The organism is Cellulomonas sp. NS3, from assembly GCF_024757985.1.
In the GTDB taxonomy this organism is placed as follows: domain Bacteria; phylum Actinomycetota; class Actinomycetes; order Actinomycetales; family Cellulomonadaceae; genus Cellulomonas_A.
In genome coordinates, this window is the sequence record NZ_CP103289.1 from 2,458,880 (window position 1) to 2,478,445 (window position 19,566).

General features: G+C 74.5%; 15 protein-coding genes. 4 read left to right on the forward strand and 11 right to left on the reverse strand.

Annotated features, from left to right (window positions below):
• Nucleotides 1-100: 100 nt before the first annotated feature.
• The 9 genes from NXY84_RS11225 to NXY84_RS11265 form a co-directional block, all read right to left on the reverse strand.
• Nucleotides 101-1,774 carry a GspE/PulE family protein gene (locus tag NXY84_RS11225; RefSeq protein ID WP_258723193.1) on the reverse strand — a complete coding sequence of 558 codons (1,674 nt, stop codon included), beginning with the start codon at nt 1,772-1,774 and terminating at the stop codon, nt 101-103.
• 120 nt (nt 1,775-1,894) lie between these two features.
• The gene (locus NXY84_RS11230) at nt 1,895-2,800 is read right to left on the reverse strand and encodes a shikimate dehydrogenase (protein ID WP_258723194.1); all 906 of its coding nucleotides are present in this window, start codon (nt 2,798-2,800) and stop codon (nt 1,895-1,897) included.
• The gene (mltG, locus tag NXY84_RS11235) at nt 2,797-3,948 is read right to left on the reverse strand and encodes an endolytic transglycosylase MltG (protein ID WP_258723195.1); all 1,152 of its coding nucleotides are present in this window, start codon (nt 3,946-3,948) and stop codon (nt 2,797-2,799) included. Before mltG ends, NXY84_RS11230 begins: the two co-directional genes overlap by 4 nt.
• Nucleotides 3,941-4,567 (reverse strand): Holliday junction resolvase RuvX, encoded by a 627-nt coding sequence (ruvX, locus tag NXY84_RS11240; RefSeq protein ID WP_258723196.1) that lies wholly within the window; start codon nt 4,565-4,567, stop codon nt 3,941-3,943. Before ruvX ends, mltG begins: the two co-directional genes overlap by 8 nt.
• Before the next feature lies 1 nt (nt 4,568).
• Nucleotides 4,569-7,277 (reverse strand): alanine--tRNA ligase, encoded by a 2,709-nt coding sequence (alaS, locus tag NXY84_RS11245; protein ID WP_258723197.1) that lies wholly within the window; start codon nt 7,275-7,277, stop codon nt 4,569-4,571.
• Between the two features lie 119 nt (nt 7,278-7,396).
• Complete coding sequence (locus NXY84_RS11250; protein WP_258723198.1) at nt 7,397-7,771, reverse strand: hypothetical protein; 375 nt, start codon at nt 7,769-7,771, stop codon at nt 7,397-7,399.
• Entirely contained in the window at nt 7,771-8,145 is a 375-nt protein-coding gene (locus tag NXY84_RS11255; protein ID WP_258723199.1) for a DUF948 domain-containing protein, read from the reverse strand. The genes NXY84_RS11250 and NXY84_RS11255 overlap by 1 nt, the downstream gene beginning before the upstream one ends.
• A gap of 131 nt (nt 8,146-8,276) precedes the next feature.
• The gene (rpsD, locus tag NXY84_RS11260; RefSeq protein ID WP_183294785.1) at nt 8,277-8,903 is read right to left on the reverse strand and encodes a 30S ribosomal protein S4; all 627 of its coding nucleotides are present in this window, start codon (nt 8,901-8,903) and stop codon (nt 8,277-8,279) included.
• A gap of 228 nt (nt 8,904-9,131) precedes the next feature.
• Nucleotides 9,132-10,658 carry a replication-associated recombination protein A gene (locus NXY84_RS11265; protein ID WP_258723200.1) on the reverse strand — a complete coding sequence of 509 codons (1,527 nt, stop codon included), beginning with the start codon at nt 10,656-10,658 and terminating at the stop codon, nt 9,132-9,134.
• A gap of 126 nt (nt 10,659-10,784) precedes the next feature.
• Here NXY84_RS11265 and NXY84_RS11270 point away from each other — a divergent pair, with 126 nt between their 5' ends.
• Both NXY84_RS11270 and NXY84_RS11275 read left to right on the forward strand, forming a co-directional pair.
• A complete protein-coding gene (locus tag NXY84_RS11270; protein WP_258723201.1) occupies nt 10,785-13,019 on the forward strand; it encodes an MMPL family transporter in 2,235 nt (744 codons plus the stop codon).
• A gap of 131 nt (nt 13,020-13,150) precedes the next feature.
• Complete coding sequence (locus tag NXY84_RS11275; protein WP_258723202.1) at nt 13,151-13,516, forward strand: hypothetical protein; 366 nt, start codon at nt 13,151-13,153, stop codon at nt 13,514-13,516.
• Nucleotides 13,517-13,532: 16 nt separating this feature from the next.
• Here the strand turns inward: NXY84_RS11275 and aspS are convergent, their stop codons facing one another.
• Together aspS and NXY84_RS11285 are read right to left on the reverse strand one after the other, a co-directional pair.
• Nucleotides 13,533-15,305 (reverse strand): aspartate--tRNA ligase, encoded by a 1,773-nt coding sequence (gene aspS, locus NXY84_RS11280; RefSeq protein ID WP_258723203.1) that lies wholly within the window; start codon nt 15,303-15,305, stop codon nt 13,533-13,535.
• A 376-nt stretch (nt 15,306-15,681) separates the two neighbouring features.
• Nucleotides 15,682-16,410, reverse strand: a complete 729-nt coding sequence (locus tag NXY84_RS11285) for an MBL fold metallo-hydrolase (protein WP_258723204.1) — start codon at nt 16,408-16,410, stop codon at nt 15,682-15,684.
• Between the two features lie 168 nt (nt 16,411-16,578).
• On the opposite strand from NXY84_RS11285, the gene NXY84_RS11290 reads away from it, so the two are divergent.
• Nucleotides 16,579-17,361: a peptidylprolyl isomerase gene (locus NXY84_RS11290; protein WP_258723205.1), complete on the forward strand. Its 783-nt coding sequence runs from the start codon at nt 16,579-16,581 to the stop codon at nt 17,359-17,361.
• The gene (locus NXY84_RS11295) at nt 17,358-19,451 is read left to right on the forward strand and encodes a DUF349 domain-containing protein (protein WP_258723206.1); all 2,094 of its coding nucleotides are present in this window, start codon (nt 17,358-17,360) and stop codon (nt 19,449-19,451) included. The genes NXY84_RS11290 and NXY84_RS11295 overlap by 4 nt, the downstream gene beginning before the upstream one ends.
• Nucleotides 19,452-19,566 lie beyond the last annotated feature (115 nt).

Genomic DNA, 19,566 nt, shown 5'->3' on the forward strand with positions numbered 1-19,566 from the left:
GGTCGTCGACCTCAGTCGTCAGGCGGGACGCCGCCTCGGTGGAACTATCGGTCGCCGGGGTGCCGCGCTTGAGCCTTCCGCCGGCGCCACCCGCTCGGCGTCACGCCACGACGCGCAGGATCTCCTCGATCGACGTCTGCCCGAGCGCGACCTTGTGCCAGCCGTCGTCGCGCAGCGGGATCATCCGCTGGGTGCGCGCCGTCGCCGCGATCTCGGCGGCCGAGGCGCGGGACACCGCGAGCCGCTCGATCTCCTCGGTCACGCGCATGACCTCGTGCAGCGCCAGACGTCCGCGGTACCCGGTCTTCGAGCACGAGACGCAGCCGACGGGACGGTGCAGCTCGGGGATCGGCTCCCCCGGGACCCACGGGAAGCGCGCCGCCTCGAGCTCCATCGGCGTCGGCTGGTACGGCTCCTTGCACTTGCCGCAGAGCCGTCGCGCGAGCCGCTGGGCGACGATCGCGTCGAGCGCGGACCCGACGAGGAAGGGCTCGATGCCCATCTCGACGAGCCGGGTGACGGCCGAGGGTGCGTCGTTGGTGTGCAGCGTCGACAGCACGAGGTGACCGGTGAGGGCCGCCTCGATGGCGATCTGCGCGGTCTCGTGGTCGCGGATCTCACCGATGAGGACGACGTCGGGGTCCGAGCGCAGGATCGAGCGGAGCGCGCCCGCGAACGTCAGGCCGGCCTTCGGGTTCACCTGGACCTGGTTGATCCCGGGGAGCCGGTACTCGACCGGGTCCTCGACGGTGATGACGTTGATCTCGGGCCGGGACACCGCGTTGAGCGTCGCGTACAGCGTCGTCGACTTGCCGGAACCGGTCGGGCCGGTGACGAGGATCATGCCGTACGGCTTGGTGTACGCCTCGTGGTAGGTGGCGTAGTTGTCGTCGAGGAACGACAGGTCCCGCAGGTCGAGGCTCGCGGTCGAGTTGTCGAGGATACGCATGACGACCTTCTCGCCCCAGACCGTGGGGAGCGTCGCCACACGCAGGTCGATCTTGCGCCCGTTGTGCACGACCGACATGCGCCCGTCCTGCGGCTTGCGGCGCTCGGCGATGTCGATGTCGCTGAGGATCTTGACGCGGCTGATGACGCCGCCGGTGATCTGCTTGGGCGAGCGCTGCATCTCGTGCAGCACCCCGTCGATCCGGTAGCGGACCCGCAGGTCGTGCTCGCTCGGCTCGATGTGGATGTCGGACGCGCGGTCGGTGATCGCCTGGGTGACGAGCAGGTTCACGTACCGCACGATCGGCGCGTCGTCGTCGGCGAACTCCCCGACGCGGGACAGGTCGTTCTCCTCGGGGGCGACCTCCTCCTGGAACGCCGACGAGAGGTCCTCCATCTCCCCGTCGGCACGGCAGAAGCGGTCGATCGCGCGCGTCAGGTTGTCGTACGTGGCGACCACCGACGTCACCCGCAGCCCCGACATCGTCCGGACGTCGTCGACGGCCACGACGTTGCCCGGGTCGGCGGTCGCGAGCAGCAGGCTGCCGTTCTGGAACCCGACGGGCAGCACCGTGTACTTGCGGCACAGCGCCGCCGGCACGATCGCGACGGCGCTCCGGTCGACCGGGTACTCGTCGAGGTCGATGAACTCCATGCCGACCTGGCGCGCCAGCGCCGCGACGAGCTGGCCCTCCGTCAGGAACCCGATCTCCACGAGCGTGCGCCCGAGCGACTGACCGCGGTTCACCTGCTCGTCGATCGCCGCCATGAGCTGGGACTCCGTGACGAGGCCCTCGTCCAGCAAGATCTCGCCGAGCTGCTTCACGGGTCGTCCTCTCGTCGCGGGCGCGCCCAGGTGCGCGTACGTGCCCGGAGGACTTATCGGCACACACACGGCGACCCGTGAGGAGTCCGTGCGGCCGAACGTGTGACGAAGGTGGGCCGGTCAGCCGTTCGAGGGAGCGGCGCCGTGCACCGGCGCGCCGAGCGCCGCCTGCAGCGCCTCGTCCATCGCCGCGACGGGACCCGCGAGACCGGTCATGAGTCGGACCTGCTCGACCGCCTGGTGGAGCAGCATCCGCTCTCCCCCGACCACGGCGCCGCCGGCCCGCTGCCAGGCGACGGACAGCGCCGTCGGACGCGGGTCGTACGCGACGTCGAGCAGCACGCCGTTGACCGCCGCGCCGTCGAGCTCGGCCGCGAGGCCGTCCGCGGCCCGGTTGGGCAACGTCGAGACGACGACGTCGGCGCCGGGGACCTCGCGCGGGGCGGCGTCCAGCAGCGCGTATCGCGGCTCGACCCCCATCCGGTGCGCGGCCCGCATGAGCGCCCCGGCGCGCGCGAGCGAGCGGACGTAGACGACCGGTGTCGTGCAGCCGAGCTGGGCGAGCGCCGCGAGCGTGGACGCGGCCGTGGCCCCGCCGCCGAGCACCGCCGCGGTCCGCCGCGGCGCCGGTGCGTCGGGGGCGAGCGCCTCGCCCAGCGCCGTGACGAGCCCGTAGACGTCGGTGTTGGCTCCCGTGAGCACCGGGGTCCCGCGTGCGGGCTGCACGAGCACGGTGTTGACCGCGCCGACGACGCCGGCGAGCGGCTCGACGTGGTCCAGCAGCGGCAGCACCGTCTGCTTGAGCGGCATGGTCAGGCTCAGGCCCGCCCAGGACGCGTCGAGCGCGCCGACGAACCCGGCGAGGTCGTCCTCGGTCACGTCGACCGGGTCGTAGCGCCAGCCGTCGAGCCTCAGCGCCGCGTACGCGGCCCGGTGCAGCACCGGTGACAGCGAGTGCGCGACCGGGTGGCCGAGCACCGCCGCCCGGCGGCCGGCGCCGCCGTCGGCTCCGTGCACGTGCGTCACGACGTGGGGTTGTCCTTCTGCCACTGCCGCAGGAGCGCGACGTTCTCCTGGTGCTCGGTGTAGGTCTCGGAGAACAGTGTCTCGCCGGTGTCGAGGTTGATCGCGACCCAGAAGATCCACGGGCCGGGCGTCGGCGAGAGGACCGCGTCGATCGACTTCTCACCCGGGGACGCGATGGGCGTCGGCGGCAGGCCCGTGTTCATCTCGAGGTTGTACGGGCTCTCGACGCTCTTGTCCGCCGTCGTCAGGCCGGTCCCCGGCTTGCCGAGGCCGTACGCGAGCGACGCGTCGATCTGCAGGATCATGTCCTTGTCGAGCCGGTTCTGGATCGCCTGCGCGATCTTGCCGCGGTCCTCGTCCCGGCGTGCCTCGCGCTCGACGAGCGAGGCGCGGACGAGCACGTCCTGCCACTGCTCGCGCGGGATCTGCTTCGCGGTGAGGACGCCGACCGTCTGGTCGACCATCTGCTTGACGACGCTCGCCGCGTTCGCGCCTGGCTCGATCAGGTACGTCGCGGGGTAGAGCCAACCCTCGGCGTTGCCGCCCGCCTCGGCGGGGAGACCGGCGGCCGGGTCCGCAACCGCGGCCTCGAGGTCCGCGACCGGGATCCCGGTGACCTCGTTGACTCGCGTGAAGATCTCGTCGCGCGAGAGGCCCTCCGCGACCGTGACCTTGAGGGACACGCGGTTGGCCACGTTGAGCAGCGCGGCGACCGCGTCGCTCGCCTTCATCTGGAGCTGGAGCGTGTACGTGCCGGGCTGGATGCTCGCGGCGTCGGGATTGGCGGTGAACGCCGCGGTGAAGGCGCTGGTCGTCGCGACGACGCCCGCGTCCACGAGCTTCTCGCCGATCGCTCCACCCGTGTCGCCCTGGGCGACCGCGACCTGGACCTCGCCGCTGCCGGGACCGGGGAAGTCGGTGACCGTCTCCTCGCCGCCCCCGCTCGACAGCATGGGCCCGACGACGCTCCACACGACGTAGCCGGCGCCGAGCACGAGGGCCAGCGCCATGACGATCACGACGATGCTGCGGCGGCGGCGCTTGCGGCGCTCCTTGGCCTTGCGGGCCTTGCCGCGCTGGCGGGCGCGTCGCGACGCGGCGGGCTCGCTCGCGTGCTGCGTCGGTGCGCCGAGGAAGAGGTCACTCACGTTCTCTTCCCTCCGATCCCTGGCTCGTCGGTCCGTCGTGCCGCTCATCTGCACCGTCCTGCAGTCTCGTCCGTCCGTCCCCGCAGCCACCCGCGTCACGCGCGACCACCGGCGGGTCCGCGTCGACCCGTTCTCCCGCCCGTGCACCCGTGACCCGCTCCGCGTCCAGCGCGGTCTGCAGGATCACCACCGCGGCCGCCTGGTCGACGACCTGCCGGTGGCTGCGCCCGGCCCGACCGGACGCGCGCAGCGCCTGATGGGCGGACACAGTGCTCATCCGCTCGTCGACCAGCCGCACCGGGACGGGTGCGACGGCCTGCGCCAGCACCACAGCGTACGCGCGTGCGGCCTCCGATGCGGCACCTTCGGCCCCGGAGAGGTGTCGCGGGAGTCCGACATACACGACAGCCGCAGCGCGCTCGTCCGCCTCCGCCGCGATGCGCAGCACGTCCGCCGGGAGCGCTCCCGGGGCCGGGCGACGGGTGTCGCGCGGCACGGTGTCCACCGGCGTCGCGATCAGGCCGTCGGGGTCGCTCGCGGCGAGCCCGACGCGCACGCTGCCCACGTCCACGCCGAGCCTGCTCCCGCGCGTGACCGGCGCGGCGGTGTCCGGCGGCACCTCAGGCCGCCGCGCCGATCTCGGCCCGCAGGCCGTCGAGCGCAGCACCGAGGCGGCTCGCGTCCGTGCCGCCGCCCTGCGCGAGGTCGTCCTTGCCGCCGCCGCCGCCGCCGAGCACGCCCGACGCCGACTTCACGAGCGCACCGGCCCGCACCCCGCGCTCACGCGCGGCGGCGTTGGTCGCGACGACCACGACCGGGCGGCCCTTGGCGACCCCACCGACCGCGACGACGGCCGGCTCGGACTCGCCGAGCCGGGCCCGGACGTCGAGCACGAGCGTGCGCAGGTCGTCGGCCGAGGACACCTCGCCGGCGTCGTGCGCGACGACGCGGACGCCGCCCACCTCGCTCGCGCCCGACGCCAGGGCGCCGGCTCCGGCGAGGACCTGGGCCTGGCGCAGCGCGGCGAGCTCCTTCTCCGACTCCTTGAGGCGCGTGAGCAGCGACGACACGCGGTCGCCGAGCTCGTCGGGACGCGCGCCGAGCAGGCCCGAGAGCTGCCCGACGAGCGCGTGCTCCTTCGCCTGGAACCCGTACGCGCCGTCGCCGACGAGCGCGTCGACGCGCCGCACGCCCGAACCGATCGACGACTCGCCGAGCAGCGTGACGAGCCCGAGCTGACCCGAGCGGCGCACGTGCGTCCCGGCGCACAGCTCACGCGACCAGTCCCCGCCGATCGAGACGACCCGCACCCGGTCGCCGTACTTCTCGCCGAACAGCGCCATCGCGCCGAGCGCGCGCGCCTCCGCGATCGGCATGACCTCGTCGGTCACGTCGAGGTCCTCCGCGAGCTGGGTGTTGACGCGCTCCTCGATCTCGGAGAGCGCCCCGGCGGGCACCGCGGCGCTCGACCGGAAGTCGAACCGGATCCGGCTCGGGGCGTTCTCGGAGCCGGCCTGCGTCGCGGTGTCGCCGAGGGCCTCGCGCAGCGCCTTGTGCACCATGTGGGTCGCGGTGTGCGCGCGGCTGATCGCCTTGCGCCGGAGCACGTCGATCGTCGCGGTGCCGGCCTCGCCGAACGTGACCGTGCCGTCGACCAGGCGGCCGTGGTGCACCGAGAGCCCCTTGACGGGCGCCTGGACGTCGTCGACCTCGATGCGCGCACCGCCGTCGAGCACGATCGTGCCCTGGTCCGCGAGCTGGCCGCCCGACTCCGCGTAGAACGGCGTGCGGTCGAGGACGACCTCGACGTCGGCCGGCGCGGTCGCCGCGGGGGCGGGCACGCCGTCGACGAGGAGCCCCACGACGCGCGAGCGCGACGTGGTGTCGGTGTAGCCGAGGAACTGGACCGGGCCCGACTGCTCGCTGCTCAGCGTCTGGTGCAGCTCCTGGTACGCCGCGGTGTCCGCGCGTCCGGCCCGCTTCGCGAGGGCGTCGGCGCGCGCACGCTGGCGCTGGGCCTGCATGAGCGCGCGGAACGCGGTCTCGTCCACCGAGACGCCCTGCTCGGCGGCCATCTCGAGCGTGAGGTCGATCGGGAACCCGTAGGTGTCGTGCAGCTGGAACGCCTGCTCGCCCGACAGCAGCGGCGTCGCCGCCGGGGCGTCTGCCCCGGCCTGCGTCTTCACGGTCCGTACCGCGGTGTCGAGGATCGTCGTGCCGGCCGCGAGCGTGCGGCGGAACGCGTCCTCCTCGGCGTACGCGACGGTGCTGATGCGGTCGAACCGCTCCGCGAGCTCGGGGTAGGACGGGCTCATCGCGTCCTTGCTCACCGGGAGCAGCGTCGGCAGCGCGAGGTCCTCGACGCCGAGCAGGCGCATCGCGCGCACCGAGCGGCGCAGCAGGCGGCGCAGGACGTAGCCGCGGCCCTCGTTGGACGGCGTCACGCCGTCGCCCATGAGCATGAGGCTGCTGCGGACGTGGTCCGCGACCACGCGCATGCGCACGTCGTCGTCGCGGTCCGCGCCGTAGCGGCGCCCCGAGAGCTCCTGCGCCGCCTGGATGACCGGGAAGACCTCGTCGATCTCGTACATGTTGTCGACGCCCTGGAGCAGGTACGCGACGCGCTCGAGCCCCATGCCGGTGTCGATGTTCTTCTGCTGGAGCTCCCCGAGGATCGGGAAGTCCTCCTTGCCGCCGCCGTCACCCCGCTCGTACTGCATGAACACGAGGTTCCAGATCTCGATGTAGCGGTCCTCGTCGACCACGGGACCGCCCTCGGCGCCGTACTCCGGCCCGCGGTCGACGTAGATCTCCGAGCACGGGCCGGCCGGGCCGCGCGCGCCCGTCGACCAGTAGTTGTCCTTCATCCCGCGGCGCTGGATGCGCTCGTCGGGCAGGCCGGCGATGCGCTTCCAGAGCGCGGCCGCCTCGTCGTCGTCGTGGTAGACGGTGACCCAGATCGTGTCGGGGTCGAAGCCGAACCCGCCGTCCGCGGTGGAGCCCGTGACGAGCTCCCACGCGTAGGTGATCGCGCCTTCCTTGAAGTAGTCCCCGAACGAGAAGTTGCCGTTCATCTGGAAGAACGTGCCGTGCCGGGTCGTCTTGCCGACCTCTTCGATGTCGAGCGTGCGCACGCACTTCTGCACGCTGGTGGCGCGCGGCCACGGCGCGGTCTGCTCGCCGAGCATGTACGGGATGAACGGCACCATGCCCGCGATGACGAACAGCGTCGAGGGGTCGGGCGAGATGAGCGGGGCCGACGGGACGACGGTGTGGCCGCGGCCCTCGAAGTAGTCGAGCCAGCGCTGGCGGATCTCGGCGGTACGCATGGTGTCCTCGGTGCTCGTCGGGTGCTCGTCGTGTGGCGGTGCCGGCTCGCGACCGGCGGTGGTGCTGTCAGGTTCAGCGTGCGCGGGCGGCGGGGTGTTCCGCTGCCGGCGCGTGCTCGTCAGTAGAACGAGTAGGGCAGGTCCCCGTCGGCGTCGTCCGGGTCCTCGGTCGCGGGTCTGCGGTGCGCGGCCCGGCGCGGCGACGCTCCCGGCGCCGCGTTCTCGGTTTCGCGGCGACGAGCCCGCTCGTCGCGCAGCGCGTCCACGTCCACGTCCACGTCGCCGACGAGGTCGTGCTTGAGCTGCTCCTCGCGCTCCGTGAGGCCCGCGAGGAACTCGGCGCGCGCGGTGCGGGCCGCGGTCGTCACCTGGTCCACGACGCCGAGCGCCTCCCCCGTGCCGGCCGGCAGGTACCCGGTCGCGACGTCGCGCGCGCGGCGCACCGCCACGAGAGTCACCGTCGCGCCCACGGCGACCCAGAACAGGCGCCGCATCAGCGGGTCCTCGACGCCTTCGCGCTCGCGCTCAGGCCGGACAGCGCGCGGCGGACGCCGTAGGAGAACGCGGCGACCTTGATCATCGGGCCGCCGACCGTCGCGGCGAACAGCGACGTGAGCGCCGAGACGTTCGCGGACACCTGGGCCGCGGACGTCGTGATCGTGTCGACGCGCTCGAGCTGGCTGTTGGTCGACGCGACCACCGTCGCCGTCTCGTCGATCACCGGGAGCGTGTGCTCGGTGATCTGGCGCAGCGACGCGCTGGCCTGGTCGAAGGTCCGCCCGAGCTTGACCAGCGGGACCGCGAGGACCCCGACGAGCAGCACGAACGCGATCGCCGCGACGAGTCCTGCGACGTCTCCGACCGACATGGAGGCCCTCCCGAACAGTGGTGGTCGGGCGAGCGCCCGAACCTGCGAAACCCTACCCGGACAGCACAGCGCCCCGCGTGCGCCGACTTCGGCACGCGCGGGGCGCTGAGGTGCTGCGATGCGTGCGGCTGTCAGCGCGCGTAGTACTCGACGACGAGCTGGACCTCGCAGGTCACGGGGACCTCGGCGCGCTTGGGCGCACGGACCAGGACGGCGCTCAGCTTCTCGAGCTGGACGTCGAGGTAGCCCGGGACGGCCGGCAGGACGTCGCGGTGCGCACCGGCGGCGGCGACCTGGAACGGCACCGTGGCCTGGCTCTTGGGCTTGACCTGGAGGGTCTGGCCCGGCTTCACGCGGAACGACGGGCGGTCCACGATCTTGCCGTCGACGAGCACGTGGCGGTGCACGACGACCTGGCGGGCCTGGAGGATCGTGCGGGCGAAGCCGGCACGCAGGACGAGCGCGTCGAGACGCGTCTCGAGGTTCTCGACGAGGGCCTCACCGGTCAGGCCCGGGGCCTTGCGGGCGTCCTCGTACGCACGGGCGAGCTGCTTCTCGCGGAGCGCGTACTGCGCACGCAGGCGCTGCTTCTCGCGGAGACGGACGGCGTAGTCGGACTCGGTCCGGCGGCGCGCGCGGCCGTGCTCGCCCGGGGGGTAGGGGCGCTTCTCGAAGTGCTTGACGGCCTTGGGCGTCAGCGCGAGGCCGAGGGCGCGCGAGAGGCGCACCTGGCGACGCGAGCGGGTCACACTGCTCACAGACGTACTTCCTGTCGTTGTAGACGTCACACCCGACGCGGAGGACTCCGGCGGGGTGGGGCCGACCTTCGGTGCGCGACCCGTGTCGGACGTGCGGCTAAGGCCCCAGGTGGTCGTCCGGCTCGTCGGGACGGCCCGGTCCCCCCGGTCTCCCGGAGCGCGCCACGCCGTCGCCCGCCGGGCAACCTGTACAGACTAGCGGGTGCGCGGCGGTGCTCCCAACCGCGGTCAGCCGTCGCTCGCGAGGATCGCCCGGATCCGTTCGAGGCGCTCGGTCACCGACCGCTCGAAGCCGCGGTCGCTCGGCGTGTAGTACCGCGTCCCGACGAGCTCGTCGGGCAGGTACTGCTGCGCGGCGACCGCGTGCGGGGCGTCGTGCGCGTAGCGGTAGCCCCTGCCGTGGCCGAGCTCCTTCGCGCCGGCGTAGTGCGCGTCGCGCAGGTGCTCGGGGACCGAGCCGATCCGGCCCGCGCGCACGTCCGCGAGCGCCGCGTCGATCCCCGTGTACGCCGCGTTCGACTTCGGCGCGGTGGCGAGGTGCACGACGGCCTCCGCGAGGATGATGCGCGCCTCGGGCATGCCGATGAACGCGACGGCCTGGGCCGCGGCGACGGCGGTCTGCAGCGCGCTCGGGTCGGCCATGCCGACGTCCTCCGCGGCGGCGATGACGATGCGCCGGGCGATGAAGCGGGGGTCCTCGCCGGCGGCGATCATGCGCGCGAGGTAGTGCAGCGACGCGTCGACGTCCGAGCCGCGCATCGACTTGATGAATGCGCTGATGACGTCGTAGTGCTGGTCGCCGTCGCGGTCGTAGCGCACCGCGGCGACGTCGATCGCGCGCTCGACGGTCGCGAGGTCGACGACGGCGGGCGGTGCTGCGGCCTGCGGGTTCGCCGCGCCGCCGGCCTCGGCGTCCTCGGGCTGGGCGTCCTCGGCCCGGGCGTCGTCCGGCGCGGCGGAGTCGTCGGGCGCAGCGGCGGATGCTGCCGGCTCCGCGGGCGCCGCCGCGTCCGGCGCAGGCGGCGCGGGCCGCTCGTCGTGGTCCGCGAGCGCCGCGCCGGCCGCCGCCTCGAGGATCGTCAGGGCCTTGCGCGCGTCGCCGCCCGCGAGCCGCAGCAGGTGCTCCTCGGCGTCCTCGTCGAGGCTGACCGCGCCGCCGAGCCCGCGCTCGTCGAGCACGGCGCGGCGCACGAGCGCGCGGACGTCTTCCACACCGAGCGGTTGCAGGGTCAGCAGGAGCGAACGGGACAGCAGCGGGGAGTTCACCGAGAAGCTCGGGTTCTCGGTGGTCGCCGCGACGAGCGTGACCCAGCGGTTCTCGACGCTCGGGAGCAGCGCGTCCTGCTGGGCCTTGGTGAAGCGGTGCACCTCGTCGATGAACAGGACGGTCTCGCTGCCGTCCCCCGCGAGCCGGCGCCGGGCGTCGTCGATCACGGCCCGGACGTCCTTGACGCCCGCGGTCACCGCGGACAGCTCGACGAAGCGCCGCCCGGACGTCGCCGCGATGAGGTAGGCGAGCGTCGTCTTGCCGGTGCCGGGCGGCCCCCACAGCACCACGGAGCTCGGGGCGGCACGCCGTGAGCCCTCTCCCCCGGGCTCGACGAGGCGCCGCAGCGGTGAGCCGGCGACGAGCAGGTGCGCCTGCCCGGCGACCTCGGCGAGGGTGCGCGGGCGCATGCGCACCGCGAGAGGGGCGCCGGCGGAGACCGTCGGGAGCCCCTGCGCGGTCGAGCTGACCGCGTCGAACAGGTCCATGGCGCCGAGCCTACGCACCGTCGCCGACAGCCCCGGGACGGCGGCGGGCCCGCACCGGACCCGCGGGAGCCGTCCGCGCACGGGTCCGGTGTGCGGTCGCGCGCGCGTTGCTGCGATGCTGACGCCGTGTTCGAGAGCCTGGGCCGCGCGGTCGCCCACCACCCCCGCCTCACGGTCGCCGTCTGGCTCGTCCTCACGGTGCTCGGCTTCGGCCTCGCCGTGGTGGGCGTGCAGGGCGAGAACCTGTTCGAGCGGCTCTCGACGGGCGAGCCCGCGGTCCCCGGCTCGGACAGCTCGCGCGCCAACGAGATCCTGCAGGACTCGGACGAGCGCGGCGCGAGCCTGACGCTGGTCGTGCGGGGCGTGGACCCCACCACGGAGGGGGTCGCGGAGGCGCTCGCGCCGGTGCACGAGGAGCTCGCGGGCATCGAGGGCGTCGCGTCGGTGATCGACCCGCTGGTCCTGCCGGAGGGCGCGGCGAACCCGGCGGCGGCGCCGCTGATCGCCCAGGACGGCAGCGGCTTCCTCGTCGTCGTCGAGCTCGAGCCCGGGCTGGGCGAGGTCGCGCAGGACGAGGCGCTCGGCGCCGTGGAGCGCACGCTCGACGGCGTCCCCACGGCGCTGGAGCCGGTCTCCCCCGGGGCGAGCGGGCTCGTCGGGGGGACGTCGCTCATCGTCGAGGCGATCACGAGCCAGGTCGAGGAGGACCTCGCGACGGGCGAGACGATCGCGCTGCCCGTCGCGCTCGTGATCATGGTCCTCGTCTTCGGCGGGTTCCTCGCGGCCTCGATGCCGATGGTCGGCGCGATCGCGTCGATCGCGGGCGGGCTCGGCGCGCTGCTCGGCTTCTCCTACGTGCTCGACCTCGACTCGTCAGTCGTCAACGTCGTCACGATCCTCGGCCTGGGGCTCTCGATCGACTACGGGCTGCTCATCGTGTCCCGGTTCCGCGAGGAGCTGCACCACCTCGTCGACGAGGACGGCGGGGCCGGTGCGCGCCGGCGACGCGGCGACGGCGCGGTCGTGACCGCCCTGACCCGCACGATGTCGACCGCGGGGCGCACGGTCGCGTTCTCGGCGGTGACGGTCGCGATCTCGATCGCGGGGCTGCTCGCGTTCCGGCCCGACATCCTGCGGGCGTTCGGTGCGGCGGGTGTCGCGGTGATCGTCGTGGCCGTCGCGACGGCGCTCACGCTCGTGCCGGCGATGCTCGTGCTGTTCGGGCGCCGGCTCGTGCGCCCCGGGCTCGTCTCGCGCGTCCCGGGGCTGCGGGGGCTGCTCGCCCGCACCGCGGACGTGCAGTCCGAGGAGGGCGTGTTCTCGCGGCTCGCGACCCGGGTGCAGCGCCACCCGTGGCTCGTGATGCTCGGGTCCGTGGTGCTGCTGGGGGTGCTCGCGCTCCCGCTCACGCAGCTCGAGCTGCGCAACTCCACGACGCAGCTGCTCCCGACGGGCACGACGCAGCGCGAGTACGTCGAGGCGCTCGCCGACGACTACCCCGCGGCCTCGTCCCCGGGGGTCGTCGTGGTCGCCGAGACCTCGCTCGAGGCCGCCACGGCGTGGGCCGCGTCGATCGCCGAGCTCGACGACGTCGCGGCCGTCGACCCGCCGTCGCCGAGCGGCGCGCACGTCGTCATCGGCGTCCGGCCGGACACGACCGATCCCGGCGACGCGGTCGCGCGCGGCGTGGTCACCCAGATCCGCGACCTCGACGCCGACTTCCCGGTGCTCGTCACCGGTCAGGCCGCGGGCCAGATGGACTTCGCGGACTCGCTCGTCGAGCGCCTGCCCTGGGCCGCCGGCATCGTCGCCGCCGCGACCCTCGTGCTGCTGTTCCTGATGACCGGCTCGGTCGTGATCCCGGTCAAGGCGCTGCTGACGAACGTGCTGTCGATCGCGGCGTCGCTGGGCGTGCTCGTCTGGGTGTTCCAGGACGGGCACCTGTCCGGCCTCATCGGCTTCGTGTCGACCGGCGGCATCGAGACGTACGTGCTCGCGCTGGTCGTGGCGTTCGCGTTCGGCCTCGCGATGGACTACGAGGTGTTCCTGCTCTCGCGGATCAAGGAGCTGCACGACGCCGGGCTGCCCAACGACGAGGCCGTGCGCCTGGGGCTGCAGCGCTCGGGGCGCATCATCACCTCGGCCGCGGCGATCATCATCGTCGTGTTCGCGGGCTTCGTGGCCGGCAAGCTCCTCGTCATCAAGGAGGTCGGCTTCGCCCTCGCGGTCGCGGTCCTCATCGACGCGACGGTCGTGCGCCTGCTGCTCGTCCCGGCGACGATGACGATCCTCGGGCGCGCGAACTGGTGGGCCCCGGGCTTCCTGCGCCGTCTGCACGCGCGCGTCGGCCTGGATCACTGACGCGGCGCGTCACCCTCGCGTCGCGTCGGCCTCACGACCCGCGCGCCGGCGCCCGACCCGCGCCTGGCTGACCCGACGCGTCACCCGCGTGGGCCTGCCGGGCGCCGGACGACGCGGGTCAGGATCGACGGATGATACGCCCGGCCCCCGTCGACCGCGGCGCGTACCTGCGGGCGCGGTGGCGTGCGCGTGCCGCGACGACCGTCTGGGGGTGCGTGGCGGCGTACGGGGCCGCGGCGATCCTCGCGGCGGCGGGGTCGGACTCCGGGCTCGAGCGCGCCACGGCCGGCTGGGTGTTCTTCCAGCTGGGGCTCGTGCTGGTCCCGCTCGGATGGGCCGTCGTGCGGGCCTGGCGGCGGTCCGCCGCGCTGCGTCCGCTGCGGCTGCACACGGACGCCGGCCCGGGAGCGTGGGCGGGCGTCCCCGAGCTCGACGAACCCGCGACCGCACCGCACACCGGCCTCACCGGGCTGGCGGAGCCGCCGCGCCGGTGGTGACCGGCGCGGCGACCGCTCACTCCGCGGGCGGCGCGGCCTTCGGCTTCGCGTCGACGCCGGCCTCGCGGCGCTGGGCCGCGGTGATCGGTGCGGGCGCGCCGGTCAGCGGGTCGTAGCCGCCGCCCGACTTCGGGAACGCGATGACGTCGCGGATCGACTCCGAGCGCGTGAGCAGCGCGACGATCCGGTCCCAGCCGAACGCGATCCCGCCGTGCGGGGGCGCACCGAACTGGAACGCGTCGAGCAGGAAGCCGAACTTCTCCTGGGCCTCCTCCTCGCCGATCCCCATGATCCGGAAGACGCGCTCCTGCACGTCGCGGCGGTGGATACGGATGGACCCGCCGCCGATCTCGTTGCCGTTGCACACGATGTCGTACGCGTACGCGAGCGCCTGGCCCGGGTCCTCCTCGAACCGGTCGAGCCACTCGGGCGTCGGCGACGTGAACGCGTGGTGCACCGCGGTCCAGGCGCCCTCGCCGACCGCGACGTCGTCGTCCTCGCCCGTGGGCTTGAACAGCGGCGCGTCGACGACCCAGACGAAGTTCCACGCGTCCTCGTCGATGAGCCCGCCGCGCCGCCCGATCTCGAGCCGCGCCGCACCAAGGAGCGCGCGCGCGTCCGACACCGTGCCCGCCGCGAAGAAGACCGCGTCCCCCGGGCTCGCACCCACGGCGGCGACCAGGCCCGCGCGCTCGGTCTCGGACAGGTTCTTGGCGACGGGACCGCCGAGCTCCCCGTCCTCGCCCACGGTCACGTACGCGAGGCCCTTGGCGCCGCGCTGCTTGGCCCACTCCTGCCACGCGTCGAACCCGCGACGCGGCGTCGCGGCGCCGCCCGGCTGGACGACCGCACCGACGTAGGGCGCCTGGAAGACGCGGAACGGGGTGTCCGCGAAGTACTCGGTCAGCTCGACGAGCTCGAGCCCGAAGCGCAGGTCCGGCTTGTCGGAGCCGTACCGCGCCATCGCGTCGGCGAACGTCATGCGCGGGATCGGCGTCGGGATCGTGTACCCGATGAGCTCCCACAGCGCGACGAGGATCTTCTCGCCGAGCGCGATGACGTCGTCCTGCTCGACGAAGCTCATCTCGACGTCGAGCTGCGTGAACTCGGGCTGCCGGTCCGCGCGGAAGTCCTCGTCGCGGTAGCAGCGCGCGATCTGGTAGTACCGCTCGAGGCCCGCGACCATGAGCAGCTGCTTGAACAGCTGCGGGGACTGCGGCAGCGCGTACCACGAGCCGGGCGCGAGCCGCGCGGGCACCACGAAGTCGCGGGCGCCCTCGGGGGTCGAGCGCGTCAGCGTCGGGGTCTCGACCTCGACGAAGTCCTGGGCGTCGAGCACGCGGCGTGCGGCCTGGTTCGCCTGCGAGCGCAGCCGCAGCGCACGCGCCGGGGCGGGACGACGCAGGTCGAGGTAGCGGTGCTTGAGGCGCGCCTCCTCGCCGATCGTCTCGTCGAGCGCGGACGACACCTGGAACGGCAGCGGCGCCGACTCGTTGAGGACGACGACCTCCCGCGCGACGACCTCGACCTCGCCGGTCGCGAGGTGCGCGTTCTCGTTGCCCTCCGGCCGGCGCCCGACCTCGCCCGTGACCTGCAGCACGTACTCGTTGCGCAGCCCGTGCGCGACCTGCTCGTCCCGGATGACGACCTGGGCGATGCCGCTCGCGTCGCGCAGGTCGATGAAGGCCACACCGCCGTGATCGCGCCGCCGGTCCACCCACCCGGTCAGGGTGACGGTCGTACCGATGTGCTCGGCTCGCAGGGAGCCGGCGGAGTGGGTGCGGAGCACGAGAGGGTCCTTCCGGGACGTCCAGGGGATGGCGCCGCGCGGGCGCCCGGACGAGTCTAGTGGGGCCCGCCCGGGCGACTGCCTCCTGATTCCTCGGGTGGGGCGGGACGGCCCGGGTCGGCGGCGTCGGGCGCCCGCGCGCCGTCGGTCGCTCCCACGCGCGGTGCCCCCCGCCGGCCACCCGGTTGCGGCGCCGGTGCCGCGGGGCGAGGCTCGGGGGATGGCGACCTCCGCGCGCGTCCCCGCTCCCGGGTCCGTCCGGGCTGCCGGTGCTCGCGCGCACGGCTCGGCCCCGCCGACGCCCCGGAGCACCGTGCCGTGGTGCGCGACCTCGCGCCCACGCACCTGAGCTGAGCGGCGCGTGCGACGGGGGGTGTCAGCGGGCCAGGTACGGGTTGCGGGCGAGCTCGGCCGCGACCCGGCTCGACGGGCCGTGCCCGGGCAGGACGACCGTGTGCGGCGGGAGCGCGGCGACCACGTCCCGCAGGGTCGCCGCCATGACCGCGTCGTCGCCACCGGGCAGGTCGGTGCGGCCGATCGTCCCCGCGAAGAGCACGTCACCCGTGAGGGCCACGAGCTCGCCGCCGCCCTCGGGGACCGCGCCGAGCAGGTACAGCGTCGAGCCCTGGGTGTGCCCGGGCGCGTGCCGGGCGACGACGCGCACGCCGCCGAGCGCGAGCACCACGTCCGCGCTCCGGCCGCCCTCGCCCGCGGCGCCGCCGAACGTCTCGACCCGCGCCGGGCGCCGGTAGGACTCGGGCCGTGCGCCCGTCGCGGCGAGCGCCTGGGCGAGCGGGCCGCCCGGGTCGTGCGAGGCGCCGAGCCCGAGCGTGCCGAAGGGGTCGTCGAGCCGGTAGGCGTCCGCGGCGTGCACGTGCACCGGCACGTCGAACTCCTCGGAGAGCTCGGCCGCGTCCCAGGTGTGGTCCACGTGCCCGTGCGTCGCCAGCACCGCGACGCACCGCAGGCCGCGCCCGACCACCGCGTCGCGCACCGGACCGGCGACGCCCGCACCCGCGTCGACCACGACGCACGTGCCGTCGTCGCCCACCACGACGTAGCAGTTGGTGCCGAACACGGGGGCCACGACGGTGAGGATCTGCACGTCACCACGGTAGCGGCGGCGCTCCGAGACCAGACCGTGACCTTCGCTGCCCCGGCACGACGCGCCGCGTGGCGAACGCGTGGTGTCCCCTGCCTAGACTGTCGGAGGTCCAGAGTGCGACGCGGCAGGCCACAGCGTCAGCCGGTCGCCCGTCGTCGAGGAGTCTGCGTGTCGTCCAGCAAGCGCGAGCGTGAGTACGAGCGTCGCCGTTACGAGAAGTGGCAGCAGCGTCAGGTCGCGAACCGCGAGCGTCGTCGCAAGCAGGTCGTCGCCGCGTCGCTCGTCGGTGTCCTCGTGCTCGGGCTCGGGGTCGTGTCCGCCGTGATCCTCACCCGCGACGACACCGCCGCGGACGCCGCAGCCACCGCGACCGGGTCCCCCGCACCCCAGGCGTCGGTGAGCGCACTGCCCGCCCGGACCGGCAATGGCGGCGTCGTCCCCGACCCCGCCGCAGCGGAGGCCCGGACGTGGACCGGCGCGGTCACGCTGAGCACGGGCGCGGTCGGGATCGAGCTCGACGGCGCCGCGGCCCCGCAGGCCGTCGCCAACTTCGTGACGCTCGCGCGCGAGGGCTACTTCGACGGGACGAAGTGCCACCGGCTCGTGACCGAGGGCATCCACGTGCTGCAGTGCGGCGACCCGACCGCGACCGGCACGGGCGGCCCGGGCTACACCTGGGGCCCCATCGAGAACGCCCCGGCGGACGACGTCTACCCCGCGGGCACCCTCGCGATGGCCCGCGTCGGCGGTAGCGGCGAGTCCATGGGCAGCCAGTTCTTCCTCGTCTACGAGGACTCGACCATCCCGTCCGACGCAGCGGGCGGGTACACGGTGTTCGGCCGCATCACCTCCGGACTGGACGTGGTGCAGGCAATCGCTGACGGCGGGATCGGTGCCGACGGAACGGCACCGGCCTCCGACGTCATCATCGAGGGAGTGGAGACCCAGTGACCGAGAACCCGGCTGCCCGGCAGCCCGAGACCGACGACGTCGCGGAGTCCACACCACCGGAGGGCCTCGAGACCGCCGCCGAGGACATCGCGTCCGGCGGCGGCGAGGACCTCGACGCGCAGATCGCGGCGGACATCGCCGACGCCGGCCAGTTCCAGGCGGCCCCCGCCCTCGAGGACGCGGTGCCCGAGGAGGAGCTCGTCGCCGACCAGACGCCGGCCGAGGTGACGGACGCGGATGCGGACGCCGCCACCACCGACGCGACCCCGGAGGCCGACGAGACGCCCGTGGGCGACGAGTCGCCGACGGACGCGACCGCCGAGACCGAGGTCGTGCCCGACGACGTCCGCGCTGCCGACGAGATCGCTGCCGACGACTCTTCCGTCGTCGGCGAGGCTGCTCCCGACGCTCCCGCCGCCGACGAGGCTGCGGCCGAGGCCCCGGCGGTCGACGCGGCTGCTGCCGACGCCCCGGCGGTCGACGCGGATGCTTCCCCCGCTGACGCGCCGGAGGTCGACACGGCCGCTGCCGACGCACCGGCCGACGAGGCTGCGGCAGGCGACGAGACGCCGGAGAGCGCTGCTCCCGCCGACCCTGACGCGACCCCCGCAGCGAACCCGGACGCCGCGCCGGAGTCGCAGGCGGACGCCGGTGCCGGCACCGAGCCGGCGGCGACGACCGCCGCTGCTCCCGCCCCCCGCCCGACGCCGCGCCCCGTGCCGCGTCCCGTCCCCCGTCCGTCGGCCCGCCCGGTCGCGGCGCCGCAGGCCGGGGCGCCCGCCGGTGCACCCGTCGTCCCCGCAGCCGTCGTCCCGCCGCAGGACGCCGCCGAGGCCGCGCACGCCGCGACGTTCGGCCGCGTCGACGACGACGGCACCGTCTACGTCCGCGAGGAGTCGGGCGAGCGCGCGGTCGGGCAGTTCCCGGGCGCCGGGCACGACGAGGCGCTCGCCCTGTACGTGCGCCGGTTCCTGGACCTGCAGGCCAAGGTCGTGCTGTTCGAGGCGCGCCTGGGTGCCACGGACCTCGCGGTCAAGGAGATCGACCAGACGCTGACGAAGCTGACCGACGAGCTCGCCGAGCCCGCCGCGGTCGGCGACCTGGCGGCGCTGCGGTCTCGCCTCGACGCGCTGCGGGGGGTCGCCGCCGAGCGCCGGGCCGCTGCGGAGGCCGAGCGCGCAGCCGCGCGCGAGGCCGCGGTCGCCTCCCGGACCGCGATCGTCGAGCAGGCCGAGAAGATCGCCTCGACCGACCCGAGCCGCATCCAGTGGCGGCCCGCCGGCGAGCAGCTGCGCCTGCTGCTCGACCAGTGGAAGGACGCCCAGCGCAACGGGCCGCGACTCGACCGGCCGACCGAGGAGTCGCTGTGGAAGCGGTTCAGCCACGCGCGCACCACGTTCGACCGTGAGCGTCGGCACTTCTTCGCCGAGCTCGAGTCCCGGAACGCCGGCGCCAAGGCCGCCAAGGAGGCGCTCGTCCGCGAGGCCGAGGCCCTGGCGACGAGCACGGACTGGGGCGCGACGGCGGGCGCCTACCGCGACCTGATGACGCGCTGGAAGGCCGCCGGGCGTGCGAGCCGATCCGACGACGACGCGCTGTGGGCCCGGTTCCGCAGCGCCCAGGACGCGTTCTTCGCCGCGCGCGACGCCGCGTCCGCCGCGACCGACACCGAGTTCCGCGCGAACCTCGAGGTCAAGGAGGCGCTCCTCGCCGAGGCCGAGCGCCTCGTCCCGGTCACGGACCTGCGTGCCGCGAAGGCGGCGCTGCGCGGCATCCAGGACCGCTGGGAGTCCGCCGGCAAGGTTCCGCGCGCCGACGTGCAGCGCGTCGAGGCCCGCATGCGTGCGGTCGAGACGACCGTGCGGGACGCCGAGCAGAGCGACTGGCGCCGCAGCAACCCCGAGACGCGCGCGCGGGCCGAGGGCGCCGCGGCGCAGCTCGAGGCCGCGATCGCCGGTCTCGAGGACGACCTGGCCAAGGCGCAGGCGAAGGGCGACCAGCGTCGGATCCGCGAGGCCCAGGCAGCGCTCGATGCGCGGCGCTCGTGGCTCGAGCAGGTCCAGCGCGCCGCGCAGGACGCACGCGGCTGATCGGTCCTCGACGGGGGCGGTGCGGGCGTCGGCCCGCACCACCCCGTCGGTGCGTCCGGCGCCTCTGCACGGGCTGATCGGCGCGGCGCGACGGCCGTGCCGTGCCTCCGACGCC